Consider the following 25177-nt stretch of genomic DNA (forward strand, 5'->3'; position numbering starts at 1 on the left):
TTTATACTCTCCAGAGAATCTGCGCAGCGTAGCCCGCACATGCGAGCAGCCAGAGGATCGTCAGCGCCTGCAGGACGAGACGCGTGCCAACGGGCTTCACGTAATCCATCCAGATGTCGCGCATACCCACCCAAGCGTGGTAGAACAGCGAGAGAAGCGTGACGAACGTGGCGAGCTTCATCCACTGCGTCGCGAAGATCGACGCCCAGCCGTCGTACGAAAAGTCGTGCGCGAGGAAGAACCACGCGAGCAGAATCACCGTGTACACCGCCATCACGCAGGCGGTGACGCGTTGCGCGAGCCAGTCGCGCAGACCGTAATGCGCGCCGACGACGAGACGCTTCGAACCGATTCGGTTATTGGCTGACATTTTTTAGAATGCTCCGAACAGTTTTGCCGCGAATGCGATGGTAAGCAGCGACGAGACGACGATCACCACGATGGAGGTCGATTTGCCCTTCTCTTTCGACACGGCATCATGATTCGTATCCATCACGAGGTGACGGACGCCGGCGCAGAAGTGGAACAGGAAAGCCCACGCGAGAACGAGCGTGATCAGCTTGACGATGATATTGGAGAGGAAGCCCTTGAAGACTTCGAAGCTCAGTTCGGAAGTCAGGCTCTGATCGAAGAGGAACAGCAGAAACGGAAGAAAGAGAAACAACAAGGCACCGCTCACGCGATGCAGAATCGACACGCGCCCCGCCAGCGGGAGACGGTATGCCGTCAGTATTTGCCCAATACCGATGTTCCGGAATTCCGGCCTCGGTTTTTTTACGGCTTCTGCCATGCTAGACCCCTACTATGTAGTCACACTAATCCGCGATTTTAGCGCCTTTTTATATCGCGCTGCAGCGAAAACCACGCTGGGTCCTTTGCCGCGCGCGCATTGAAAGCGCCTTCCGATTGGCACGCGTGTGGGACGCCGCGCCTCGTTTCAGCCCGATTCAGCTCAGATCGTTCTGATAGTAATACCCGGTTGTGACATACCAACCTCGCCGGACTTCGACCGGCCGGTCCCCATAGGTATAGGACACGCGTTCGACCGAGAGCAACGGAAAACCCGCCGGCACATGCAGCAGGTCCGCCACGGCAGGCTCCGCCGCGACCGCGCGGATTTTTTCCGTCGCGCGAATCATGCGGGTGCCGAATTCCGTCTCGAACATCGCGTAGAGGGGACCCTTGTACTCCGACAGCCGCTCGAGCGTGAGCCCGCGGAACACGACGCCGGGCAGCCAGATTTCGTCGAGCACGGTGACTTCGCCGTCGAACTGCAGCAAACGCTTGATCAGCACGACCGGATCGGCCGGCTTCAGATCGAGCTGCCGCGCGATTTCCGCCGATGCGCGCAGCCGCCGGCATTCGAGCAGACGGCTCACGTGCGGATGCTCGACACCGTCGTCGGCGAGCAATCTCAGGAAACGGAACTGCGCGCGCTCTTCGTTGTGCGTCGCAACGAACGTGCCCTTGCCCTGGCGGCGCACCAGCAGGTTGTCGGCGGCGAGTTCGTCGATCGCCTTGCGCACCGTACCCTGACTCACCTTGAAACGCGCGGCCAGTTCGACTTCACTAGGAATGATCTCGCCTGGCTTCCATTCGCCACTTTCGAGGCTCTGCGTAATCAAGCCCTTGATCTGCTGATATAAGGGGCTGAAGGTAGGCGACGCCGCAGCGGAAACAGCGGATACATCTTCGCCGGCGGCCCCCTGGCCGTTCGGGTTCACAGGATTCGCCGGGTTCGAATTCATGCGCGCATTTCATCATAAAGGGCTGGGGCACGTCTAGGGTTTTCCCCGCGATAGATGTGTCTTATATAAGACATAAGATACTGTTGACTTTGTCTGTTTCGACTCCTACACTCCTTGTCGAGCAAGGGTTTGCGGGATTTTTCGGCGGCGGTTTGATGCAGTGCCGCGACGCTCCGGCAGCCACTCTGCACCATGCTGCCCCCTACGCAGTCCAGGTTTCGATTCGCCGCCATCCGTTGCATTCGCGCGCTGTCTCCGTGTTGCACCCGCTGGCCCGACGCTTGCCGAAACGCGCTGTTTGCAGGAGCCCGCACCGTGCAGTTGCGGCCCCGGCCCGGCGTAAGCCCTGGGCCATCCCCTCCCGCTCCGGCAGTACAGCTTTCCGGCACGGCGGTCTTGCCCCAACGCGCCGCCCGGTCTCGCCAATTCCGAGCCCGCACGCGAACAGTGAATTCCGCCGTGTTTCATCACGCTTCGCTGAACGCGCATATAGAATGGCGTTTTCCCTAGCGTCTAACGCATCGTCCTGGAGATTTCTCAATGGCTAAGCCCGCAAAGCGCGTTGCCGTCACCGGCGCCGCAGGTCAAATCGCTTACTCCCTGCTATTCCGCATCGCCAATGGCGACCTGCTCGGCAAGGACCAGCCGGTGATCCTGCAACTGCTCGATCTGCCGCAAGCGCAAGCCGCCGTCAAAGGCGTCGTGATGGAACTGGATGATTGCGCATTCCCGCTGCTGTCGGGCGTCGTGATCACGGACGACCCGAAGGTCGCGTTCAAGGACGCAGACATTGCACTGCTCGTCGGCGCGCGTCCGCGTTCGAAGGGTATGGAGCGCAAGGATCTGCTGTCGGCCAACGCCGAAATCTTCACGGTTCAGGGCAAAGCGCTGAACGACGTCGCCAGCCGCGACGTGAAGGTTCTGGTGGTCGGCAACCCAGCCAACACGAATGCATACATCGCCATGAAGTCGGCGCCGGATCTGCCGAAGAAGAACTTCACCGCGATGCTGCGTCTGGACCACAACCGCGCGCTGTCGCAACTGGCCGCCAAGTCGGGCAAGCCGGTCGCGTCGATCGAAAAGCTCGCAGTGTGGGGCAACCACTCGCCGACCATGTACCCGGACTTCCGCGTTGCAACGGCTGAAGGTCAGGACCTGACCAAGCTGATCAACGACGAAGAATGGAACCGCAACACGTTCATCCCGACCGTCGGCAAGCGCGGCGCGGCGATCATCGAAGCGCGCGGCCTGTCGTCGGCGGCATCGGCGGCTAACGCTGCAATCGACCACGTGCGTGACTGGGTGCTCGGCACGAACGGCAAGTGGGTCACGATGGGCATCCCGTCGGACGGCTCGTACGGCATCCCTGAAGACATCATCTACGGCGTGCCCGTGACCTGCGAAAACGGCGAGTACAAGCGCGTCGAAGGTCTGGCAATCGACGCGTTCTCGCGCGAAAAGATGGACGGCACGCTGCAGGAACTGCTGGAAGAGCGCGACGGCGTTCAGCACCTGCTCGGCTAAGCATCTGATGCCGATCAACCGGAACTCCGAAGCGTCAGCGCGGCGGGTTCCGGTTTTTTTCGTGTGAATGGCCGTGCGATCATCGCCATTCGCCTCTGATTCGAACGTGCTTTGCCGTTGCCCGACCGCACTCGTGCAGAGCACGCCCGAATCCGACATCCTTGATCCTCACCACGCCCCACACGCCGAAGATGCGCGTTCTCACACCCGCCGAAGTGCTGTTCGAGGGCGAAGCGCCGCCCGCTGTGCTGCCTGCCTGCGATCACTACGCGGGCAGCGAAAAGCTGATGCTGAAGTCGCTCGCGTTACAGCGGCAACTCGGCCCGGTGTTCGATCTCACGCTCGATTGCGAAGACGGCGCGCAGGTCGGCCGCGAGGCCGAGCACGCGGAACTGGTCGCATCGCTACTGGGCAGCGAGCATGACCGCTTCGGCCGCGTCGGCGTGCGCATCCACGACTTCGCTCACGCGCACTGGCGCGACGACGTACGCCTCATTCTGCGCGCCGCAAAGCGAGCACCCGCTTACATCACGCTGCCGAAAATCCGCAACGTCCACGACGCCGCCGAAATGATCGCGTTCATCGAGGCGACGCGACGCGAGCTCAGCCTCGCGCAGCCGGTGCCGGTGCAGTTGCTGGTCGAAACCCACGGCGCGCTTACGCGTGTGTTCGAACTCGCCGCGCTGCCCGGCGTCGAGGCGCTGAGCTTCGGCCTGATGGACTTCGTCTCCGCGCACGACGGCGCGATCCCCGATACCGCGATGCGCTCGCCGGGCCAATTCGATCATCCACTCGTGCGGCGCGCGAAGCTCGAGATTTCGGCGGCCTGCCATGCGTTCGGCAAGGTGCCGTCGCACAACGTCACCACCGAAGTGCGCGACATGAGCGTGGTCGCGAACGACGCACAGCGCGCCCGCAACGAGTTCGGCTACACGCGCATGTGGAGCATCCACCCCGCGCAGATCGAGGCGATCGTCGCCGCGTTCGCCCCGCGCGACGAAGAAATCGCGACGGCCACCGAAATCCTGCTGGCCGCGCAGTCCGCGCATTGGGGCCCGACGCGTCACGGCGATACGCTGCACGACCGCGCGAGCTACCGCTATTACTGGTCGGTGCTGCGCCGCGCGCAAACCACCGGCCGCGCTGTTCCACAAGAAGCGGCGCCGCTTTTTTTGCAAGTGGGCGCCAACCGACAGTCGGTGGCATAAGCGACGCGTTTTTCAAACGGCAGCGATGAGCCGGCACACAGGAGAAGGCGGAACATGAGCGAGACGACGCAAGCCGCTGGCGCAACCGGCGGCAACGAAACGCAAAGCGGCTTCAAACCGAAAAAATCCGTCGCGCTGTCGGGCGTGACCGCGGGCAACACCGCGCTGTGCACGGTCGGCAAGACCGGCAACGATCTGCACTATCGCGGCTATGACATTCTCGACATCGCCGAGGCGTGCGAATTCGAGGAGATCGCTTATCTGCTGGTCCACGGCAAGCTGCCGACGCAGGCCGAACTGACCGCGTACAAGACGAAGCTGAAGTCGATGCGCGGCCTGCCCGCCAACGTGAAAGCCGCGCTCGAATGGATTCCGGCCGCCGCGCATCCGATGGACGTGATGCGCACCGGCGTGTCGGTGCTCGGCACCGTGCTGCCGGAGAAAGACGATCACAACCTGCCCGGCGCGCGCGATATCGCCGACAAGCTGATGGCCTCGCTCGGCTCGATGCTGCTGTACTGGTATCACTACTCGCACAACGGCAAGCGCATCGAGGTCGAAACCGACGACGATTCGATCGGCGGGCATTTCCTGCATCTGCTGCACGGCGTCGAGCCGTCGAAGGCGTGGGTCGATGCGATGCACGTGTCGCTGAACCTGTACGCGGAGCACGAGTTCAACGCGTCGACGTTCACCGGCCGCGTGATCGCGGGCACGGGCTCGGACATGTACTCGGCGGTCACCGGCGCGATCGGCGCGCTGCGCGGCCCGAAACACGGCGGCGCCAATGAAGCCGCGTTCGAAATCCAGTCGCGCTACCAGACGCCTGACGAAGCCGAAGCCGACATCCGCCGCCGCGTCGAGAACAAGGAAGTCGTGATCGGCTTTGGTCATCCGGTGTACACGATCTCGGACCCGCGCAACAAGATCATCAAGGAAGTCGCGAAGAAGCTGTCGAAGGAAGCGGGCAACACGAAACTGTTCTCGATCGCCGAACGGCTCGAATCGGTGATGTGGGACGCAAAGAAGATTTTCCCGAACCTCGACTGGTTCAGCGCGGTGTCGTATCACATGATGGGCGTGCCAACCGCGATGTTCACGCCGCTGTTCGTGATCTCGCGTACGGCAGGATGGAGCGCGCACATCATCGAACAGCGCGTCGACAACAAGATCATCCGCCCGAGCGCGAATTACACCGGACCCGAGAATTTAAAGTACGTGCCGCTAAATAGGAGAAAATAACGATCGCTGCGCGCTCCACAGCGCGTGCAGTTCAACCCGCGCGGCCGCCGGACCGGTCGTCCGCGCACTGTTTAACTGATTTTGATAGAAAGGTTTTCTCCATGAAAAAGCTGATGATCGCCGCCATGATTGGCGCCCTGTCCACGACGATGCTGACCGTCGCGACTGACGCCACCGCTGCGGACACGGCCACTACCACGAAGAAGCCGGCCACCAAGGCCGTCGCGAAGCGCCCGGAGCCGCGCCGCCTGATCAAGCGCAAGCCGAATCCGGAGAAGGAAGCGAAGGTCGATCCGATCCCGGAAGGCGCTGAAAAGTGGGCGTGCAAGGACGGCCTTGCTTTCGAAATGAAAGGCGACATGAAGCGCGACCAGATCGTCGTGGTTCACTGGGCGAACAAGAACTACAACCTGCCGCGCGAAGCGACCACGACGGGCGCCGACCGCTTCCACGATGCAGCGTCGGGTATGGACCTCGTCGTGATCCCGACGAAGGCCATGCTGTTCCAGGACAAGGACAGCTCGCGTCTCGCCGACGAGTGCAAGACGGTCGCCATGGAACAGGGCGCGCCGGCTGCAACGCAATCGAACGCGATCAACAAGACCGGCAACTGATTTTCGCCGCCAGGGAAGCCCCCGATGTCCGCCCCGATCTCCAACGTACGACCCGCCCCGGACGCCGTCCTGGTCGAGATCGTCGACTACGTGCTGGATTACCGGATCGACAGCGCGCTCGCGCTGGAAACCGCGCGTCATTGCCTGATCGACACGCTCGGTTGCGGACTCGAAGCGCTTACCTACCCAGCCTGCACCAAGCTGATGGGACCGATCGTGGCAGGCACGATCGTCCCCAACGGCGCGAAGGTGCCGGGTACGTCGTTCCAGCTGGACCCGGTCCAGGCCGCCTTCAACATCGGCGCGATGATTCGCTGGCTCGATTTCAACGACACCTGGCTCGCCGCCGAATGGGGCCATCCGTCCGATAACCTCGGTGGTATTCTCGCTACGGCCGACTGGCTCTCGCGCACCGCCATCGCAGCCGGCAAAGCGCCGCTGACGATGAAAGACGTCCTGATCGCCATGATCAAGGCGCACGAAATTCAAGGCTGCATCGCGCTTGAGAACTCGTTCAACAAGGTCGGGCTCGATCATGTGCTGCTCGTCAAGCTCGCGTCGACCGCGGTGGTCGGTCAGCTGATCGGCCTTACGCGCGACGAGCTGATCAACGCGGTATCGCAGGCGCTCGTCGATGGGCAGGCGCTGCGCACCTACCGTCATGCGCCGAACACCGGTTCGCGCAAATCGTGGGCCGCCGGCGACGCGACCTCGCGCGCCGTGCGCCTCGCGCTGATCTCGAAGACCGGCGAGATGGGCTATCCGTCGGTGCTCAGCGCGAAAACGTGGGGCTTCTACGACGTGCTGTTCAACGGCAACGCGTTCCGGTTCCAGCGTCCGTACGGCTCGTACGTGATGGAAAACGTGCTGTTCAAAATCTCGTTTCCGGCCGAGTTCCACGCGCAAACCGCCGTAGAAGCCGCGCTCGCGCTGCACGTGCAGCTCGCCGCGCAGGGCCGGCGCGTCGAAGACATTCGCCGCATCACGATCCGCACGCACGAAGCGGCGATTCGCATCATCGATAAAAAAGGTCCGCTGAACAATCCGGCTGACCGTGATCATTGCATCCAGTACATGATCTCGGTGCCGCTGATTTTCGGCCGTCTGACGGCTGCCGATTACGAAGATTCAGTCGCGCAGGACTCGCGTATCGATGCATTGCGCGCGGAGATGGAATGCGTCGAAGACCCACAGTTCACGAAGGACTATCACGACCCGGAGAAGCGTTCGATCGCCAACGCACTGACGATCGAATTCAACGACGGGTCGAAGTTCGATGAAGTCGTAGTCGAATACCCGATCGGTCATAAGCGCCGTCGTGAAGACGGTATTCCGTTGCTGGTCGAGAAGTTCAAGACCAACCTCGCGCGGCGCTTTCCGGTCAAGCAACAACGGGCGATTCTCGAGGTATCGCTCGACCAGGCCAAGCTCGAAGCGACGCCGGTCAATGAATACGTCGATCTGTACGTCATCTAGGTTGAGTACTGTAGTTCCGCGATCCAAACCAAGGAAAACACCATGGCCCACAACCTCCACAAAACGCTCAAGGAATTCGACAGCGGTTCCGGCAAAGGCAAGTTCTACTCCCTGCCGCAACTCGGCAAGGCTCTAAACCTCAAGATCGACCGCCTGCCGGTCTCGATCCGTATCGTGCTGGAATCGGTGCTGCGCAACTACGACGGCAAGAAAATCGCCGAAGAACATGTCACGCAACTCGCGAACTGGAAGCCGACCGCGGCGCGCGTCGACGAAATTCCGTTCGTCGTGTCGCGCGTCGTGCTGCAGGACTTCACCGGCGTGCCCCTGCTCGCCGACATCGCCGCGATGCGCGGCGTCGCGAAGGCCGTCGGCAAGAACCCGAAGTCGATCGAGCCGCTGGTGCCGGTCGATCTGGTCGTCGACCACTCGGTGCAGATCGACCACTTCCGCGAGAAGAACGCGCTCGACCTGAACATGAAGCTGGAATTCCAGCGCAACAACGAGCGCTATCAGTTCATGAAGTGGGGCATGCAGGCGTTCGACACGTTCAAGGTCGTGCCGCCGGGCGTCGGCATCGTTCACCAGGTGAACCTCGAATACCTCGCGCGCGGCGTGCACAAGAAGGCCGACGGCGCGGACACCGTGTACTACCCGGATTCGCTGGTCGGCACGGACAGCCACACGACGATGATCAACGGCATCGGGGTGGTCGGCTGGGGCGTGGGCGGTATCGAAGCCGAAGCAGGCATGCTTGGCCAGCCGGTGTACTTCCTGACGCCGGACGTCGTCGGTGTGCACCTGAAGGGCAAGCTGATCGAAGGCGTGACGGCGACCGACCTCGTGCTGACGATCACCGAACTGCTGCGCAAGGAGAAGGTCGTCGGCAAGTTCGTCGAGTTCTTCGGCAAAGGCACGCGCTCGCTGTCGGTGCCGGACCGCGCGACGATCGGCAACATGGCGCCGGAATACGGCGCAACGATGGGCTTCTTCCCGGTCGACGAAAAGACCATCGACTTCTTCCGCGGCACCGGCCGCACGGACGCGGAAATCGCGGCGTTCGAGAACTACTTCAAGGCGCAGGAGCTGTTCGGCATTCCGGGCGAAGGCGATATCGATTACACGAAGGTCGTCACGCTGGATCTCGCGACGGTCGCGCCGTCGCTGGCAGGCCCGAAGCGTCCGCAGGACCGCATCGAGATCGGCCACGTGAAGTCGACCTTCACCGACCTGTTCTCGAAGCCGGTCGCCGAAAACGGCTTTGCGAAGAAGGCCGCCGATCTCGACGCGCAATACACGACCAGCAACGGCGTCGACGTCAAGAACGGCGACGTGCTGATCGCCGCGATCACGTCGTGCACGAACACGTCGAACCCGAGCGTGCTGCTGGCCGCCGGTCTGCTTGCGAAGAAGGCGGTCGAAGCTGGCCTGACGGTCGCTCCCCACATCAAGACGTCGCTGGCGCCGGGATCGCGTATCGTCACCGAGTATCTGACGAAGACCGACCTGCTGAAGTACCTCGACAAGCTCGGCTTCACGCTGGCCGCTTACGGCTGCACGACCTGTATCGGCAACGCGGGCGACCTGACGCCGGAACTGAACGACGCGATCACGAAGAACGACATCGTCGCGGCAGCGGTGCTGTCGGGCAACCGTAACTTCGAAGCGCGTATCCACCCGAACATCCGCGCGAACTTCCTCGCGTCGCCGCCGCTCGTCGTGGCATACGCGATCGCCGGCAACATCACGCGCGACCTGATGACCGAGCCGGTCGGCAAGGGCAAGGGCGGCAAGGACATCTACCTCGGCGACATCTGGCCGAGCAGCGAAGAAGTCAACGCGCTGCTGAAGTACGCGATGGATGCCGACGCGTTCCGCAAGAACTACTCGCAGCTCACGAAGAAGGGCGACCTGTGGAGCAAGATCGAGGGCGAAGAAGGTCAGGTCTACGACTGGCCGAAGTCGACCTACATCGCCGAGCCGCCGTTCTTCGGCAAGGACTTCTCGATGACGCCGGCTTCCAGCATCCCACCGGTCAAGGGCGCACGCGCGTTGGGCATCTTCGGTGACTCGGTCACGACCGACCACATCAGCCCGGCAGGCTCGATCAAGGAAGACTCGCCGGCAGGCCGCTGGCTGAAGGAAAACGGCGTGCAAAAGGCCGACTTCAACAGCTACGGCTCGCGGCGCGGTAACCACGACGTGATGATGCGCGGCACGTTCGCGAACGTCCGTATCAAGAACCTGATGATCCCGGTGAAGGCGGACGGCTCGCGCGTCGAAGGCGGCCTGACGATTCATCAGCCGAGCGGCGAACAGCTGTCCATCTATGACGCAGCGATGAAGTACATCGACGCCGATACGCCGACCGTCGTGTTCGCGGGCGAAGAGTACGGCACGGGCTCGTCGCGCGACTGGGCGGCCAAGGGCACGCAACTGCTGGGCGTGAAGGCTGTGGTCGCACGCAGCTTCGAGCGGATCCATCGTTCGAACCTGGTCGGCATGGGCGTTCTGCCACTGCAGTTCAAGGGCTCGGATAGCGTGCAGTCGCTCGGCATCACCGGCGAAGAAACGTACGACATCGAAGGCCTCGGCGACGACTTCAAGCCGCAACAGGAAGTCACGCTCGTGATCCACGGCAAGGACGGCGACAAGCGTGTTCCGGTGCTGCTGCGTATCGACACGCCGATCGAAGTCGACTACTACAAGCACGGCGGGATTCTGCCGTTCGTGCTGCGCTCGCTGCTGGCTGCTTAAGCCACGCGGCAACGCATACAGCCTCGCTGTTTTGCAGGGGCTGCGTCCTGTGGAGGGCGCAGCCGACTTTGAAGCCCGACCTCAGGTCGGGCTTTTTTTATCGGCTCGCCGAACGGCACGGCTCGTGCGCCGCGACTCCTGCGTCACTTCAAGCCGAAATCGACCCGCGTCGTCGCACCCTTGTCCTTGATGTCGTCGGCATTCATCTTCGGCGCGACGATAAACACGCGGCTTCTGTCGATCTTGCCTTCCAGGTACTGCTGCACACTCTGCGCGCGCCGCTGCGCGAGTTGCCGCAAGCTCGCGTCGTCGATCGGTGCGTTGGCCGCGAGCGCGCCCTTCATGTCGTCGTCGGGCAGCGTCTTCGTCATGCCGATGAAGTTGTGCGGCTTCTTGAAGTCGGAGGACTTGTAGGCCTTGGTCAGATATTTGTCGTAGTCTTTCTGATCGACCGTGACCGTCGATGGATCGACGCTCTCACCATTACCCACCGTATCCTTGATCTTCTGCCGCTTGACCATCTGATCGACGTACTGCGTGCGCAGCGCCGGCTCGTCGACCTTCGGATCGACGCGTCCGATCAGGTCCATGCGGATCGACGGCTTGTCGGTGAGTGCCTTCACGATCGTGTCGAGTTTCTGCTTGTCGGCATCGGTGAGCGTCGCCGAGCCGGCCTCGAATTCGACGTAACCGAGGTCCTCCCCATTGCCGCCGAACGCGTGCGCGATCAGCGAGAACGGCGCGGTCACCGCCTTTTCGAGCAGATTGAGCACCGCATGCCAGATCAGCCCGCCGATGCTGAACTCGGGGTTCGACAACGAGCCCGACACTGGCAGGTTCACGTCGATCTCGCCGCGCGAGTTCTTCAGCAGCGAGATCGCGAAACGCACCGGCAGTTTGGTCGCGGTGTCGTTGTCGATGTGATCGCCGAAGGTGAGCTGATCGATGAACAGGTGATTGTTCGCGTTCAGCAGGTCGTTCTCGAGCTTGTAATGCAGATCGACGTTGAGTTTGCCCTTCGTGATCGGATAGCCCGCGTATTTCGCCGAATACGGCGTCAGGTTGGTCAGCTCGATGTCGTGCGCGCTCGCGGTCAGATCGAGCGCCGGTTTCGCGATCAGCGGATTGATGGTGCCGCGGATCGTCAGCGGACCGTTGGCCGCGAGCTTCGCGGCCACGTCGACCGGCGCGGGCGTCGTCGATTCCGTACCGAACGCGCCGATCGTGCCCTGAATGGCGACGAGGTTCGCCGTGTAGTTCGGTTTGACGAAGTTGTCGGTATAGGTCACGCGGCCCTGCTGCAACACCAGTTGCCCGAAGTGCATCTTGACCGGGTTTGCTGGCGGCCTCGCGGCCGTGGCACTGGCGACGGCCGTGGCGGCAGGCTTGCCGGGCGTTGCGGCAGATGCCGCGACCGGCGCCGGCGCCGCGACTGCCTCGGACACCGCCTCGGGCGTCAGCGGAATCGGGTGCGAGCCGCTCTTGTCGCGCGTCAGCGACTGCGCCGTACCGCCCTCGTGCGCGACCACATCCTTCAGGTTCAGCTTACCTTGCGCGTCGAGCAGCACACGCCCATAGAACTTCGAGAACGTCACGCGGCTTGCGTCGACCACGGTGCCGTGCTCGTCGTAATCGGCCTTCAGGTTCGACAGCGCGAGCGAGCCCCAGCCCGCGAACGGGTTCGACGTCGCCTTGTCGAGCATGCGCACGTCGACGAGCGCCATGTCGCCGTGATAGTTCGCTTTCAGCGACTTCGCCTGCGCGACCGCGAGATCCCCGTTCGCGTTCAGCAGCGCGCTCGCGAGCGCCGCGTTCAGCTTGTTGCCGAAGTACGGCTCGAACGCGGCCGCGTCGAGCCGGTTCGCGTTGATCTTGACAGCCAGCTTCAGCGGCGTCGCGGTCACGTCGCCCTTCACGGCAAGCGTGCCCTTCTTGTTCAACGTCGCTTGCAGGTCTACCGGCAGCGGACGGCTCAAGTCGTCGCTGATCTTCTGCACCTTCAGCTGCACCGGCGTAAAGCTCAGTTTGACCGGCTGCGGCGTCGTGTTGTCGGTGAAATCGGCGGTCGCGTCTTTGAGTGTCAATTCGGCGATCTTGTAGTGCCATGCGGGGCCTTCCGCGTGCGCCTGTTTCGCCGCGTGGATCGCCGTGCGCTCCGTCGCCTGTTGATGCGCCCCCGCGAGCGCATTCAGATTGATGGTGCCGTCCTTCAGGCGCTGCGCGTCTACCGCGAGACCGGTTACGTCTACGCTCGTCACGTCGGCCGTGCGCGCCGCGACGTCGACCTGTTTGACTACCACGTTGCCCTGCGCGAGCGAGATCACCGGCGTCTTGCCGCCGCGCGCCGCGAGCTTCACCGCCTGCATGTCCAGGTGCGTGTCCGCGACCGTCAGCGCCATCGGCGACTTCGACCAGTTCGCGTCGATCTTCGTCGTCGCGGACAACGCGCCGTCGAGCACCTGCGCGGACGTCGCGGTATCCAGATACGGCTGCAACGGCGGCAGCTTCAGCGACTTCAGATCGAGCTTCGCGCTCGCCGTCTTCGCCGCGAGGCCGACCGTGCCATCGGCGGCGAGCGAACCGCCAATGTTCTTCAGGTTCGTGTTCAGCGTGTAGTGCGCTGGCGCTGACGCGAGCGTCGAGAAATCGGTCAGCGTAACCGCGAGGTTTTGCAGCCCGGCTTCTACCGGATGCGACACGGCTTCGTCGTGTACGTTCACGGTGCCGTCGTTGAGTGTGAAACGTTTGATCGCGACGTCGAACGGCGGGGCCGCCTTTTCGGCGGCGGCGGTTTTGGCGTTGGCATTCGCGTCCGCGGTTTCCTTTGCCGTGGTTTTTTCCGGCGCGGGCGCGAACATATGCTCGACGCTCAACACGCCGTCCTTGTCGCGCGCGAGGCTCGCGCTCGGCGCGTCGATGCGGATATCGTCGAAGTGATAGATGCTCTTCAACGGTTCGAGCGATGCCGCCGCCACATGCACGGCGCGCGCCGCGAAAAACGGCGCCTTGCCCTGATCCTGCACGTTGACGTCGTTCAGATCGACGGTGCCGGCGACGCGCAGCGACGGCGTGTCGTTCGACATCTCGAAGTTCAGCTTCAGGTCGGTGGACAGCTTGCCCGACTGCACGATCACCGGCAGCTTCGACGGCGCGTAAGACACCAGCTTCGGCACGTCGAACTCGTCGAAGCGCAGCGACACTTCCGACTCGCGCGATGCCGCGAACGGCTTGGTCCTGCCGTCGATCGCGAGCTGACTGTCGCCGTCGATGCGTGCGCGCAGCAGCGGCTCGACGAAGATATCGGTCTTCGATGGCAGCGTCGCGATGAACGGAATGCCGAGCTTCCATTGATCGATCACGTGGCTCGTGCCGAGCAGCCGGTCGTCGAACCTGATCTGGCCGTTTTCGACGCGAATGTTGGAGACAGAGAACTGCGTCGGCTTGCTATTCGGTTTTGCCGGCTGATTCGCGAATTTCTCGATCAGGTCGCTGAAATTGAAGTGCTGCGCATCGAGGCGAACGATATGAAAGCGCGGCGAATCGACCTGCACTTCGTCGACGATGGGCGCGCCGCGAAACAGCGAACTCCACGATGGCTTCACGATGAGGCGCGAAATATCGACGAAGTCGCCCGCGCCGCCGCGCTCGCCGATGTGCACGTTGTCGGCCTCGAAACGCAGTGTGTACGGATTGAGCGAGATGCGGCCGATCGACGCCGGCCGGTCAAGCTGCTTGCTCAGTTGCTGGCTCGCGATGTGGCGAATCAGCGGAGGCGCTGCGAAAAAGCCGAGCAGGCCGAACACGACGACGAAGATCAGCAGACCGACGAGAATCCGTCGCGTACGGCGCGACTGCGCGACTGCGCGCACGGTCTGTATGGAGGAGGCTAACGATGCTTTATTGAGGCTTGCCATGCTCGATGTGGAGGAATGCGGCGGCAAGCCCGCCGCGAAAAACAGAGATCCCGCAAGCGGCAGTATAAGGCGTGAACCAATGGTTAGACAGGAATGTCAGGCCCGCCTTGACGATTCGTGCTGCTGACTGACTGGCTTTCCCGCGAACGAGATTTTCGCGAGCGTTAGATAACGAAACCGGACGGCGCGCGGTTTGCCCGCGCGCCGTTCACATCATTGCCGCACGACCGGCGGTGGCTGCCAGCTGCCGTCGGTGGCTTGCGGCTTCGGCGCATACAGGCGCAGCACCAGTTGCATGTCCGCGCGCGGTGCGGGCAGCCAGTTACCGGTCCGGCTGCGCGTCGACGACACGACCACGTCGAGCGAACCATCGCGATTGCGGCGCGCGCCATTGCGATCGCCAACCGCGAGCCGCGCCGGCGCGTTCTCGCCCAGCGCGCCATCCTTCTTATACGCGGTGATCGTCCAGAAACCGCGCACCGGCGGCAGCTGGTTCGCCGCGAAGTGGATCACATAGCGATTCGCGCCGTTCAGCGCGTTGCCGTCGCTGTCCTGCGTGACCAACGCGCGTACTTCGTCGTCCTTCGTACCGAGGCCCAACTGTGTGCTCGCCGCATACGCGCGCAACCCATAGTCGGGACCGTAGTTGCCGACGGTATCGCCGAACCAGCTCCAGCCGTTCGCGCTCAGCAGATTCGACGGCGGCGTCGCGACACGATTGCGACCGTCGGCGAGACCGGCCGCGAGCGCATCGGATGACTTCGGCAGCTTCACAGGATCGCCCGGCGTCACGCCGAGGTCGGCGAGAAATTTGAGCGCGTGCGGATCGGCCGGTGTCGGCGGATTGTCAGGCAACGCGTCGGCGAGACGGCCGAAGAAGCCGCTCGCGTCGAGCGCGGCGACCTGCTGCGCCGGCGTGCCGCTCGGGCCCGCGACGCCGCTTGCGTAACCGCGCGGCGGCACCGCCGGCTCCGCGTCGCCGACGAACACGCTCAGCGGCTCCAGACGGACCGCGTGCTGCAGCTTGCGCACCGCGTTCAGATCGCGCGCGCCGTTCGACTGGATGCGCACGCTGATCCATGCGTTGCGCGTCGGCACTTCGACGCGCTGTGCGCCCTTCGGCAGCTCGCCCTTCCAGCCCGGTGCGACGAACGCGATCGTCTGCGCGCGCAAGCTCTTCGCGGTGCCCATGCCCGCGGCGAACTGCGGCCCCGTCGACCACGCGACGTTGGTCCACATGTCGAGCACCCGCGCATCGACGTAACGGCCATGCGAATCAGGTAGCGCCAGGATCACCGGCTCGGCGGCAAGGTCGAGCCAGCCGGTCGAGCCGAGCGTGTCGAGGCTCGGCTGCGGCGGATTGGTCGCGCCGATCGGCGGCCGCGCCTGCGCGTGACGCAGCGTGTTGAAAGGCGCCTGACCCGGCTCGGTGCCAACCGCCGCATCGCGCGCGGCACTCATCAGCACGAGCGGATAGCCGAATACGTAGGAGTCGGCGACTTCGTCCTTGATCCAGCCGGTGCGTTGTTGCGTCGCGGTGGGGGTCGACGCACAGCTGGCCAGCAGTGCGAGACCCGCGAGCGACGCGCAGGTTCGTTGAAGCAAAAACAGTTCTCGGAGATTTTTTGTCATTCGTTCAGAGTGCGGAACGTGCGGTCCTATGGGGGATGCCGGTGTGCAGCGCCTGGTGCATGCGCAGTTCTCCCGAAACACTGCGCAGCGAGTCCGCGGATTGCGATTCCGACAACATCGCGTTGTATCGTATCCTTGCTAGCCAGGCAAGCACAAAGCACGGAATTGCGGCTGACAGCGCGCAGGCGCGTCACCGATGTGACAATCGACGTCGCCGCCACATTATGTTCCCGCGCCAACGGCTCGCGCGAGCGCGCCACGCTTTTTCGATTCGCGCATTCGTCGAACCGCAAGCTTGGCCGTTCGCCTCCACTCTTTCGTCGTCCTGCATTCGGAATACTTCAATGTACATGCCCGCCCATTTCGAAGAGAACCGTCCAGAGGTTCTTCATCGCCTGATCGCCGAGCACCCGTTCGGCGCGCTGATTACGCACGGCCCCAACGGGCTCGATGCGAATCATCTGCCGTTCGAGGCGCAGGCGGATGCGGCGGATTCGTCACGTCTGGTGCTGCGCGCGCACGTCGCGCGGGCGAACCCCGTCTGGCAGGAAGCCGCGACCCATCCCGAAGCGCTCGTGATCTTCCAGGGGCCGACCGCTTATATTTCCCCGAGCTGGTATCCGAGCAAACACGAAACGCACAAGCAGGTGCCGACCTACAACTATATGGTCGTGCATGCACATGGCAGGATCGTGGTGCATGACGATGAATCGTTCGTGCGCGGTCTCGTCGCGCGACTCACGCGCGAGATGGAGGCCGGCGAGCCGGTGCCATGGAAGATGGGCGACGCGCCCGCCGACTACATCGCGCAGATGCTCGGCGCGATCGTCGGTATCGAGATCGAGGTAACGCGGCTCGTCGGCAAATGGAAGCTCGGGCAGAACAAGGCGGCCGAAGACCGGCGCGGCGCCGCGCAAACGCTGCTCGCGCGCGACGGCGATCAACAGAAGGCGGTGGGACAGGCGATGCTCGATGCGCCGCCGGCGTTCTGACGGCGGCCGCATAATCCGGCCTTGACCTTCCCGTCATGGGAAGGTCGATACTGGATCCACGATGCGGCCCAATGCCGCCACGAGCCTCGCCTGCCATGACCGCACTTACCAACCCGCAGCGCCCCGCCGACGCTGCCGCTTCTGCTTCTTCTTCGCCCATGCGCGTCGTCGAACTCGACGTCGGCGGGATGACTTGCGCGTCGTGCGCGAGCCGCGTCGAAAAAGCACTGACCAAGCTGCCGGGAGTGGCGCGCGCGTCGGTGAATCTCGCGACCGAGCGCGTCCGCGTGGAAAGCGACGCGACGCTCGGGCCTCAGCAACTGGCCGATGCCGTGCGCAAGGCCGGATACGAAGCGACGCCGGTCGCGAACGCCGAGCTTGCCGCGCCAAGCGCGACGCAAACCGCGACACCCGCCGCCGCCCCGGGAAGCATTGAACTGGAGATCGGCGGCATGACCTGCGCAGCCTGCGCGTTGCGCGTCGAAAAAGCGCTGGCGAAGGTGTCTGGGGTCGCGCGCGCGTCGGTCAATCTGGCGACCGAAACCGCCACCGTTCATCCGCAAGGCAGCGCATCCGCCGTTACCGGCGCGCTGCTCGCAGCCGTCAGGAAAGCTGGCTACGAAGCGACGTTGAGCGCGCCGCCCGCTGCTGCCGCTCCAGCCGAGACAACGGCAGCTATCGCCGCGTCCGGCGACGAACGCGACATCCTCGACACGACCCACGCCCCCGTCGTCGACCGCAAGCGGATTCAAACCCGCCGCGACCTCGCGAGCGTCGTTGCGTCCGCGCTGCTGACGCTGCCGCTAGTCGCACCGATGTTCGGTGAATGGTTCGGCCTCCACGCGATGCTGCCAGCCTGGCTGCAATTCGTGCTCGCGTCGATCGTGCAGTTCATATTCGGCGCGCGCTTCTATCGGGCAGCCTGGCGCGCGGTGCGCGCCGGCGCGGGCAACATGGACCTGCTGGTCGCGCTCGGCACATCGGCGGCGTACGGCATCAGCGTGTACGAACTCGCGATGCATCCGGGCGACACGATGCATCTGTACTTCGAGGCATCGGCGGTCGTGATCACGCTGGTGCGCTTCGGCAAGTGGCTCGAGGCGCGCGCCAAGCGCCAGACCACCGACGCGATCCGCGCGCTCAACGCGCTGCGCCCCGAGCGCGCGCGCATCCGCGACGGCGCCGGCGAACGCGAGGTGCCGCTCGCGCAGGTGCGGGTCGGCACCGTCGTGATCGTGCGGCCGGGCGAGCGCGTACCGGTCGACGGCGCGGTGCTCGAAGGCCGCACGCATATCGACGAAGCGCTGATCACCGGCGAAAGCCTACCGGTGCCGAAACAGACCGGCGACGCCGTCACGGCCGGCTCGATCAACGGCGAAGGCGCGCTCGTGGTGACGACCACCGCAATCGGCGCGGAGACGACACTCGCGCGCATCATCCGGCTCGTCGAAAGCGCGCAGGCCGAGAAGGCGCCAATCCAGCGGCTCGTCGACCGCGTCAGCGAAGTCTTCGTGCCGGCGATTCTCGCGCTCGCCGCGCTGACGCTGATCGGCTGGCTGCTCGCCGGCGCGGGCGCGGAAACCGCGATCCTGAACGCGGTCGCGGTGTTGGTGATCGCCTGCCCGTGCGCGCTCGGCCTCGCGACGCCCGCCGCGATCATGGCCGGCACCGGCGTCGCCGCGCGCCACGGCGTGCTGATCAAGGACGCGGAAGCGCTGGAAATCGCGCATCGCGTGTCGATCGTCGCGTTCGACAAAACCGGCACGCTGACGCTCGGCCAACCATCGGTAACGGCGTTCGAGCCGATCGGCGGCTCGAGCCGCGACCAAGCGCTCGCGCTCGCGGCGGCGGTGCAGCGGCATAGCGATCATCCGCTCGCGCGGGCGGTGATGCGCGCGCACGAGGCTCAGCTCGGGCAAATGGCCGGCGAACACGAGGGCGGGCCAAGCGCCGCCGCCGCTCGCGCCGTCGCCGGCAGGGGCGTCGAAGCCGACGTCGACGGCCGCACGCTCGCCCTCGGCAGCACGCGCTGGCTGCGCGAGCTCGGCATCGCGCTGCCGACCGCGCTTGCCACGCGCGCGCAGGAACTCGAAGCGGCGGGCAACACGGTGTCGTGGCTGATGACGCGCGCGCCTCACGCCCCCGAAGTGCTCGCGCTGATCGCGTTCGGCGACACGGTGAAGCCGACCGCGCGCGCGGCCGTCAAGCGGCTCGCGCAGATGGGCATCCGCAGCGTGCTCGTGACTGGCGACAACCGCGGCAGTGCGGCGAGCGTCGCGCGGGCGCTCGGCATCGACGAATTCCACGCCGAGGTGCTGCCCGACGACAAGGCCCGCGTGATCCGCGACCTGAAGATGCGCCACGCCGGCATCGTCGCGATGGCGGGCGACGGCATCAACGACGCGCCCGCGCTCGCCGCCGCCGACATCGGCATCGCGATGGCGAGCGGCACCGACGTCGCCATGCACGCCGCCGGCATCACGCTGATGCGCGGCGACCCGGCGCTCGTCGCCGACGCGATCGACATCTCGCGCAGAACGTGGCGCAAGATCCAGCAGAACCTGTTCTGGGCATTCGTCTACAACCTGGTCGGCATTCCGCTGGCCGCCTTCGGCTTGCTGAATCCGATGCTTGCGGGCGCGGCGATGGCGTTTTCGAGCGTCAGCGTCGTCACCAATGCGTTGTTGCTGCGGACGTGGCGAAGCGCGCCCGGCCGAACCGTCGATCGGGTGCGCTGAGCAACGCAGCAACACCTTCGGCATTCCGCCTCGTCCCTTTTTCGGGGCCGGTTTTTTTGTGGCCCCTTTCATCCCATTACGAACGGCTTTCAGTCGCCCTAAAGCCGCCGTCTCCCGAGCCGTAAACCAGTAAATCGATGCCGTTCGGGGCCATGCCCGACATGCGTCGCCTGTCCCCTTTTTCACGCCTGCCCATGAACTTTCTCTTCTTGCGCCGCGCCAGCGTCGGCGCGCGGCTTGCCGTGCTCTCGTGCGTGCTGGTCGCGTTGATTTTCAGCACCTTCGCGTGGGCGCTCGCACGCGCCGTCGGCGATCAGGTCCGCGACCAGGTGCTCGCCCGCATCGCCGAAAAAGACCGCTCGATCGCCGCGATGATCGAGCTGTTCGACAAGGCGCTGTCGGCCGAAGTCGATCGGTCGATGGCGCTGTTCGCGAGCTTCCTGCCCACCGACTTTTCGCTCGACGACACGCAGAAAGTCGACATCGGGAGCACCGCGACGCCGACTTTCAAGGCCGGCGGCAAGGTGCTGAATCTCGACTTCACGATTCCCGACCAGTTCCTCGAACGCAGCGGCGCGGTCGCGACCTTGTTTGCGCGCAGCGGCGACGACTTCGTGCGCGTGACCACCTCGCTGAAGAAGCAGGACGGCACCCGAGCGGTCGGCACGCTGCTCGACCGCAAGGGGCCGGCGTATGCGCCGCTGCTCGCGAACCGCTCGTACACCGGCCTCGCCATGCTGTTCGGCAAGCGCATGATCACGCAGTACCGGCCGATCGCCGACGCGAGCGGCCGCGTGATCGGCGCGCTGTTCGTCGGCGTCGACGTGGACAAGGAGATCCAGTCGGTCGAGGACGGCATCCACGCGCTGAAGATCGGCACGAGCGGCTATTACTTCGTGCTCGACGCGTCGAGCGGCGCGGAGCGCGGCAAGCTGCTCGTGCATCCGGCCGCCGCGGGCCAGAAAGCCGACGACGCCAACGCGCCGTATCAGCGCATGCTCGACATGAAGCAGGGCGAGCTCGACTACCGTTCGGCCGACGCGACGCTCGGCGAGAGTGACGCGCGCGACAAGTTCGTGTCGTTCGTCACGGTGCCGGAGTGGCAGTGGCTCGTCGGCGGCGTCGCGCCGCGCGACGAAGTGATGGCCGACATCGTGCGCACCCGCAACGCCTTCCTGCTGCTCGGCCTCGCGCTGGTCGGCCTGTTCGCGATCGTGTTCCTCGTCGCGGTGCGGCGGCTCGTCAGCCGTCCGCTCGACGAAGCCGCGCGTGCGTCGGAGCGTCTCGCCGCGGGCGATCTGAGCGTGCGCGTCGCGCAGCACGGCCGCGCGCGCGCCGACGAGATCGGCCGCCTGATGCTGGCGATCGACGGCATCGGCGAAGGCCTCGCGCGCATCGTCGCCCAGGTGCGCAACGCGTCGGCCGACATGTCGACGGGCACCGAGAAGATCGCCAGCGGCAGCGGCAACATCGCGATGCGCATCGCGACGCAGGCGAGCAGCCTTGAAGAAACCGCGGCGAGCATGGAGCAGATCACGTCGACCGTGCAGCAGAATGCCGATCACGCGACCGAAGCGAACACCCTCGTCACCCACGCCGCCGACGCTGCGCTCGAAGGCGGCCGCGCGGTCGAGCGCGTGGTGTCGACGATGGGCGAGATCGGCCGCTCGTCGCAGAAGATCGCCGAGATCACGACGGTGATCGAGGGCATCGCCTTCCAGACCAACATCCTCGCGTTGAACGCGGCCGTCGAAGCGGCGCGCGCGGGCGAGCACGGCAAGGGCTTCGCGGTCGTCGCGTCGGAAGTGCGCGCGCTCGCGCAGCGCAGCGCGGCGGCGGTGAAGGAGATCGAGGGGGTGATCGCGGCGTCGAGCGCGAACGTGAAAAGCGGTTTTCGCATCGCCGAAGAGGCGAGCGCGACGATGCAGGGAATAGTCGCTCAGGTCGGCCAGGTCCGCGCGATCATGAGCGAGATCAACGTCGCATCGCGCGAGCAGTCGGGCGGCATCGAGCAGGTCAATCTGGCGGTCACGCAGATCGGCGAGGCGACGCAGCAGAATGCGACGATCGTCGTCGATGCGGAAGCCGCGGCGGCCGAGTTGCGCGAGCAGGCTGCGCGGCTCGCGCAGCTGGTCAGCGTGTTCAAGCTCGAAGGCGAGCGCGGCTGACGGATCCGCTTAATGCCGACGGCGGCGGACGGGGGGCCGCCGCGCTCAGAACTCGACGTCCAGTTCGTCGATCTCCTCGACCTCCTGACGCGCGAGCGCGATCCACTCGCGCATTTCGGGCAGCGCCATGATGCGCTGCCCGTATTCGACGATATCCGGATCGAGTTGCACGTCATAGGTCACGAAACGCGTAACCACCGGTGCGTACATCGCGTCCGCGGCGGTCCGCTCGCCGAACAGGAACGGGCCGCCGTACTCCTTCAGACATTCACGCCAGATCGTCACGATCCGCTCGATATCCGATTGCGCGCGCGCCCATACCTTGAAGCCCGGGAAATGCGCCTTCAGGTTCATCGGCAGGGCCGAGCGCAACGACGCAAACCCCGAATGCATCTCGCCGCAGATAGAGCGGCAATGCGCACGAGCGCGGATCTCGTGCGGCAACAGCGCGGCTTGCGGCTTCAGCTCGTTCAGAAATTCGGCGATCGCCAGCGTGTCCCAGACCTTGACGCCGTCGTGCACGAGGCATGGCACCAGAATCGACGGCGACAGCAGCAGTAGTTCGGCGCGCGTCGCGGGGTCGTCGATCGGCACCACGATTTCCTCAAACGGCAAGCCGCTGAACTTCGTCAGCAGCCAGCCGCGCAGCGACCAGGACGAATAATTCCTGCTGCTTATCGTAAGCGTAGTATTTCCCATCCGTGTGTCCTCCAGATCGGGCATTGCGCCGCGCGCGCCTGCATCCATGCACGCCGCGGTGCGCGCGCGCACCAAAGCGCGGCAAGGCCGGCCCATTTCGCCTACGCATGCAAGGGATATGCCGACGCACGCAGACATGACGCTATACACGGGGCAACGCGCGCCAGCGCCTGGCGCACCACTTGCTTTTATTTTGAGTTCCGGTCTTTCTGGCGCATTCGAAAGTATGAATCTGTTCGCCTATCCCGCCTATCAGGCCTGCGCCGACCTGCTGCTACCGCTGCGGCACGGCGCGGCGCTGGCGAACCGTTCGCTCGATGCGTGGTCGGCATTCGCTCAGACGCCGCACGGACGCTCGCTGCGCGCGACGTGCGAACTTCTGATGCTCGGCGGACTCACGCCGAAGCGGCCGCCGTTCGGCATCGACAGCGTCGTCACCGAAGGCGAGCCGGTCGCGGTGGTCGAGGAAGTCGTCGCGCGCACGCCGTTCTGCTCGCTGCTGCATTTTCGCAAGGACGCCGTGCTTTCAACGCCGCAGCCGCGCGTGCTGATGATTGCGCCAATGTCGGGCCACTTCGCGACACTGCTGCGCGCAACCGTGCGCACGATGCTGACCGAGCACGACGTCTATATCACCGACTGGCACAACCCGCGCGACGTGCCGCTCGGCGAAGGCCGCTTCGGCTTCGATGAATTCGTGCGCCACGTGATCGACTTCACCGCGACGATCGGGTCCGGCACGCATCTGCTCGCGGTCTGTCAACCGACCGTCGCGGCGCTCGCCGCCGTCGCGCTGATGGCCGCCGACGACCATCCCGCGCAGCCGGCCAGCATCACGCTGATGGCCGGCCCGATCGACACGCGCATCAATCCGACGCGCGTCAACGAACTGGCCAGGAGCCGGCCGATCGAGTGGTTTGAGCGCAACCTGATCAGCGCGGTGCCGTTCGGCTTCGCCGGCGCGCAGCGTCGCGTGTATCCGGGTTTCGTGCAGCTGGCCGCGTTCATGGCGATGAATCCGGGCCGCCACGCCGACTCGTTCGAAACGATGTACTACGAGCGCGGCAAGGGCGATCCGCAGAAAGCCGACACGATTCGCACGTTCTACGAAGAGTACTTCGCAACGATGGATCTGACCGCCGACTTCTATCTGGAGACCGTCGACACCGTGTTCCAGCAGCATGCGCTGCCGTTACGCGCGCTCGAAGTCGAGGGGCGTCTGGTGGACCCGTCGAAGATTCGCCGCACCGCGTTGCTGACCGTGGAAGGTGAAAAGGACGATATCTGCGCAGTCGGTCAGACGCTCGCCGCGCAGGACATGTGCGATCGTCTGCGGCCGTATCTGAAGACGCATCACGTGCAAACGGGCGTCGGCCACTACGGCGTGTTCAGCGGACGTCGCTGGGAGCGCCACATTTATCCGCGCGTGCGGGCCGTGATTTACGACAATGAACCGCGCGCGGTGCTCGTCAACTCGCGTGCGCGCCCGATCCAGCCGGTGCCCGCGGCGACCGCAGCGGAAGTCACGGCGGCCGCGCCGGTCGCGGCCTCTGTTGTCGAGGTGGAAGTGGATGCGCCCGTGGGCGAGAGCGGCAGCAGGAGCGACAACGGCAACTCCGCAGCAAAAACGTCCGCGCACTCCCCACGCAAACCGCCGCCGGTGACACCCTGAGCGATCCGCCGCTCCATCAAACCGTCCCGTCACGCCACGGCGTCGAAGCTGGCACCGCGCCGGCATCGATACCGGCGCGGTGGAGCGGCGGTTGCGAGCATCGAGCAGGCCAGTGGAGCTAATCAGCGGAAGCTGATGAGGGCGAGTTCAGGCCGTTGGCCGGATCATCTGGAACATCTCGCCGATCTGCGCATAGTCGGCACGATAACCCGCGCGCATGATCGGCTGCGCGGCGTGCGTGTCGAACAGGCCGTTCTTCAGATAGGCCTCGTCGATGTGCACGCCGACCACCTGGCCGAGCGACAGATAGTTGTCCATCGGCTTGCCGTCGACGTCATGCAGACGCACGATCTGCAGCAGCTTGCATTCGAGCGCGGCCGGCGATTCGGCCACGTGCGGCACGGCGACGTTGCGGCCCGGCGCGGGCGTGAGACCGGCGAGTGCGAACTCGTCGACGTGCGGCGCGACCGGCGCCGACGAGCGGTTCATCTGCTCGGCGAGCGGCCGGGTGGCGAGATTCCACACGAATTCGCCGGTCGCCTCGATGTTGGCGAGGCTGTCCTTGCGGCCCTCGCTGCTAAAACCGATGATCGGCGGAAAGGTCGCGAACGCGCCGAAAAAGCTGTATGGCGCGAGATTGAGCGTGCCTTCGGCATCGCGCGACGAAATCCAGCCGATCAGCCGCGGCGCGACGATCGCCTTGAAAGGATCGTGCGGCAAGCCGTGACCGGCGGCGGGGTCGTAGAAGTAGTGAGACATGAAGTGGCTTGGGGTTGGCTTGGAGTTGACTTAG

General features: G+C 64.7%; 17 protein-coding genes. 10 read left to right on the plus strand and 7 right to left on the minus strand.

Translation table 11 applies throughout. The features are described 5' to 3' along the window. Window position 1: 1 nt before the first annotated feature. The 3 genes from sdhD to HDG39_RS06940 all read right to left on the minus strand — a co-directional run bounded on the left by sdhD (window position 2) and on the right by HDG39_RS06940 (window position 1748). Complete coding sequence (sdhD, locus tag HDG39_RS06930) at window positions 2-370, minus strand: succinate dehydrogenase, hydrophobic membrane anchor protein (protein ID WP_018424113.1); 369 nt, start codon at window positions 368-370, stop codon at window positions 2-4. A gap of 3 nt (window positions 371-373) precedes the next feature. Further along, window positions 374-790: a succinate dehydrogenase, cytochrome b556 subunit gene (gene sdhC / locus HDG39_RS06935; RefSeq protein ID WP_018424112.1), complete on the minus strand. Its 417-nt coding sequence runs from the start codon at window positions 788-790 to the stop codon at window positions 374-376. 157 nt (window positions 791-947) lie between these two features. Next, a complete protein-coding gene (locus tag HDG39_RS06940; RefSeq protein WP_184004354.1) occupies window positions 948-1748 on the minus strand; it encodes a GntR family transcriptional regulator in 801 nt (266 codons plus the stop codon). Between the two features lie 540 nt (window positions 1749-2288). On the opposite strand from HDG39_RS06940, the gene HDG39_RS06945 reads away from it, so the two are divergent. From HDG39_RS06945 to acnA, 6 genes are all read left to right on the plus strand, one after another. Continuing rightward, complete coding sequence (locus tag HDG39_RS06945; protein WP_090808272.1) at window positions 2289-3272, plus strand: malate dehydrogenase; 984 nt, start codon at window positions 2289-2291, stop codon at window positions 3270-3272. A 191-nt stretch (window positions 3273-3463) separates the two neighbouring features. Beyond that, entirely contained in the window at window positions 3464-4480 is a 1017-nt protein-coding gene (locus HDG39_RS06950; RefSeq protein ID WP_184005200.1) for an HpcH/HpaI aldolase/citrate lyase family protein, read from the plus strand. A 54-nt stretch (window positions 4481-4534) separates the two neighbouring features. Continuing rightward, entirely contained in the window at window positions 4535-5722 is a 1188-nt protein-coding gene (prpC, locus tag HDG39_RS06955; protein WP_184004356.1) for a bifunctional 2-methylcitrate synthase/citrate synthase, read from the plus strand. 101 nt (window positions 5723-5823) lie between these two features. Further along, window positions 5824-6336, plus strand: a complete 513-nt coding sequence (locus tag HDG39_RS06960) for a hypothetical protein (protein ID WP_184004358.1) — start codon at window positions 5824-5826, stop codon at window positions 6334-6336. 24 nt (window positions 6337-6360) lie between these two features. Further along, window positions 6361-7812 (plus strand): bifunctional 2-methylcitrate dehydratase/aconitate hydratase, encoded by a 1452-nt coding sequence (locus tag HDG39_RS06965; RefSeq protein WP_184004360.1) that lies wholly within the window; start codon window positions 6361-6363, stop codon window positions 7810-7812. Window positions 7813-7854: 42 nt separating this feature from the next. After that, a complete protein-coding gene (gene acnA, locus HDG39_RS06970) occupies window positions 7855-10569 on the plus strand; it encodes an aconitate hydratase AcnA (protein WP_184004362.1) in 2715 nt (904 codons plus the stop codon). Between the two features lie 143 nt (window positions 10570-10712). On the opposite strand, the gene HDG39_RS06975 is transcribed toward acnA, so the two are convergent. Together HDG39_RS06975 and HDG39_RS06980 are read right to left on the minus strand one after the other, a co-directional pair. Further along, a complete protein-coding gene (locus HDG39_RS06975; protein WP_184004364.1) occupies window positions 10713-14483 on the minus strand; it encodes a DUF748 domain-containing protein in 3771 nt (1256 codons plus the stop codon). A 213-nt stretch (window positions 14484-14696) separates the two neighbouring features. Then, window positions 14697-16115 (minus strand): DUF1254 domain-containing protein, encoded by a 1419-nt coding sequence (locus tag HDG39_RS06980; RefSeq protein ID WP_184004366.1) that lies wholly within the window; start codon window positions 16113-16115, stop codon window positions 14697-14699. Between the two features lie 344 nt (window positions 16116-16459). Here HDG39_RS06980 and HDG39_RS06985 point away from each other — a divergent pair, with 344 nt between their 5' ends. The 3 genes from HDG39_RS06985 to HDG39_RS06995 all read left to right on the plus strand — a co-directional run bounded on the left by HDG39_RS06985 (window position 16460) and on the right by HDG39_RS06995 (window position 22013). Continuing rightward, on the plus strand, window positions 16460-17107 hold the full coding sequence (locus HDG39_RS06985) for an FMN-binding negative transcriptional regulator (RefSeq protein WP_184004367.1): 648 nt from the start codon (window positions 16460-16462) through the stop codon (window positions 17105-17107). Between the two features lie 95 nt (window positions 17108-17202). Next, window positions 17203-19845: a heavy metal translocating P-type ATPase gene (locus HDG39_RS06990; RefSeq protein WP_311665908.1), complete on the plus strand. Its 2643-nt coding sequence runs from the start codon at window positions 17203-17205 to the stop codon at window positions 19843-19845. A gap of 194 nt (window positions 19846-20039) precedes the next feature. Beyond that, window positions 20040-22013: a methyl-accepting chemotaxis protein gene (locus HDG39_RS06995; RefSeq protein ID WP_184004369.1), complete on the plus strand. Its 1974-nt coding sequence runs from the start codon at window positions 20040-20042 to the stop codon at window positions 22011-22013. 45 nt (window positions 22014-22058) lie between these two features. Here the strand turns inward: HDG39_RS06995 and HDG39_RS07000 are convergent, their stop codons facing one another. Further along, on the minus strand, window positions 22059-22712 hold the full coding sequence (locus tag HDG39_RS07000; protein WP_026226457.1) for a glutathione S-transferase family protein: 654 nt from the start codon (window positions 22710-22712) through the stop codon (window positions 22059-22061). A 226-nt stretch (window positions 22713-22938) separates the two neighbouring features. Between HDG39_RS07000 and HDG39_RS07005 the strand changes: the two genes are divergently transcribed. After that, window positions 22939-24384, plus strand: coding sequence for a polyhydroxyalkanoate depolymerase (locus tag HDG39_RS07005; protein WP_184004371.1), 1446 nt, complete (start codon window positions 22939-22941; stop codon window positions 24382-24384). Between the two features lie 147 nt (window positions 24385-24531). On the opposite strand, the gene HDG39_RS07010 is transcribed toward HDG39_RS07005, so the two are convergent. After that, a complete protein-coding gene (locus tag HDG39_RS07010; RefSeq protein WP_184004373.1) occupies window positions 24532-25143 on the minus strand; it encodes a flavin reductase family protein in 612 nt (203 codons plus the stop codon). Window positions 25144-25177: the final 34 nt, after the last annotated feature.

Origin of the sequence: Paraburkholderia lebeckiae (assembly GCF_014201005.1) — a bacterium.
In the GTDB taxonomy this organism is placed as follows: domain Bacteria; phylum Pseudomonadota; class Gammaproteobacteria; order Burkholderiales; family Burkholderiaceae; genus Paraburkholderia; species Paraburkholderia tuberum.

Bases quoted from the DNA above. Each gene is read 5' to 3' on its own strand.
- sdhD (WP_018424113.1), bottom strand. From the start codon at position 370: ATGTCAGCCAATAACCGAATCGGTTCGAAGCGTCTCGTCGTCGGCGCG.
- sdhC (WP_018424112.1), bottom strand. From the start codon at position 790: ATGGCAGAAGCCGTAAAAAAACCGAGGCCGGAATTCCGGAACATCGGT.
- HDG39_RS06940 (WP_184004354.1), bottom strand. From the start codon at position 1,748: ATGAATTCGAACCCGGCGAATCCTGTGAACCCGAACGGCCAGGGGGCC.
- HDG39_RS06945 (WP_090808272.1), top strand. From the start codon at position 2,289: ATGGCTAAGCCCGCAAAGCGCGTTGCCGTCACCGGCGCCGCAGGTCAA.
- HDG39_RS06950 (WP_184005200.1), top strand. From the start codon at position 3,464: ATGCGCGTTCTCACACCCGCCGAAGTGCTGTTCGAGGGCGAAGCGCCG.
- prpC (WP_184004356.1), top strand. From the start codon at position 4,535: ATGAGCGAGACGACGCAAGCCGCTGGCGCAACCGGCGGCAACGAAACG.
- HDG39_RS06960 (WP_184004358.1), top strand. From the start codon at position 5,824: ATGAAAAAGCTGATGATCGCCGCCATGATTGGCGCCCTGTCCACGACG.
- HDG39_RS06965 (WP_184004360.1), top strand. From the start codon at position 6,361: ATGTCCGCCCCGATCTCCAACGTACGACCCGCCCCGGACGCCGTCCTG.
- acnA (WP_184004362.1), top strand. From the start codon at position 7,855: ATGGCCCACAACCTCCACAAAACGCTCAAGGAATTCGACAGCGGTTCC.
- HDG39_RS06975 (WP_184004364.1), bottom strand. From the start codon at position 14,483: ATGGCAAGCCTCAATAAAGCATCGTTAGCCTCCTCCATACAGACCGTG.
- HDG39_RS06980 (WP_184004366.1), bottom strand. From the start codon at position 16,115: ATGACAAAAAATCTCCGAGAACTGTTTTTGCTTCAACGAACCTGCGCG.
- HDG39_RS06985 (WP_184004367.1), top strand. From the start codon at position 16,460: ATGTACATGCCCGCCCATTTCGAAGAGAACCGTCCAGAGGTTCTTCAT.
- HDG39_RS06990 (WP_311665908.1), top strand. From the start codon at position 17,203: ATGACCGCACTTACCAACCCGCAGCGCCCCGCCGACGCTGCCGCTTCT.
- HDG39_RS06995 (WP_184004369.1), top strand. From the start codon at position 20,040: ATGAACTTTCTCTTCTTGCGCCGCGCCAGCGTCGGCGCGCGGCTTGCC.
- HDG39_RS07000 (WP_026226457.1), bottom strand. From the start codon at position 22,712: ATGGGAAATACTACGCTTACGATAAGCAGCAGGAATTATTCGTCCTGG.
- HDG39_RS07005 (WP_184004371.1), top strand. From the start codon at position 22,939: ATGAATCTGTTCGCCTATCCCGCCTATCAGGCCTGCGCCGACCTGCTG.
- HDG39_RS07010 (WP_184004373.1), bottom strand. From the start codon at position 25,143: ATGTCTCACTACTTCTACGACCCCGCCGCCGGTCACGGCTTGCCGCAC.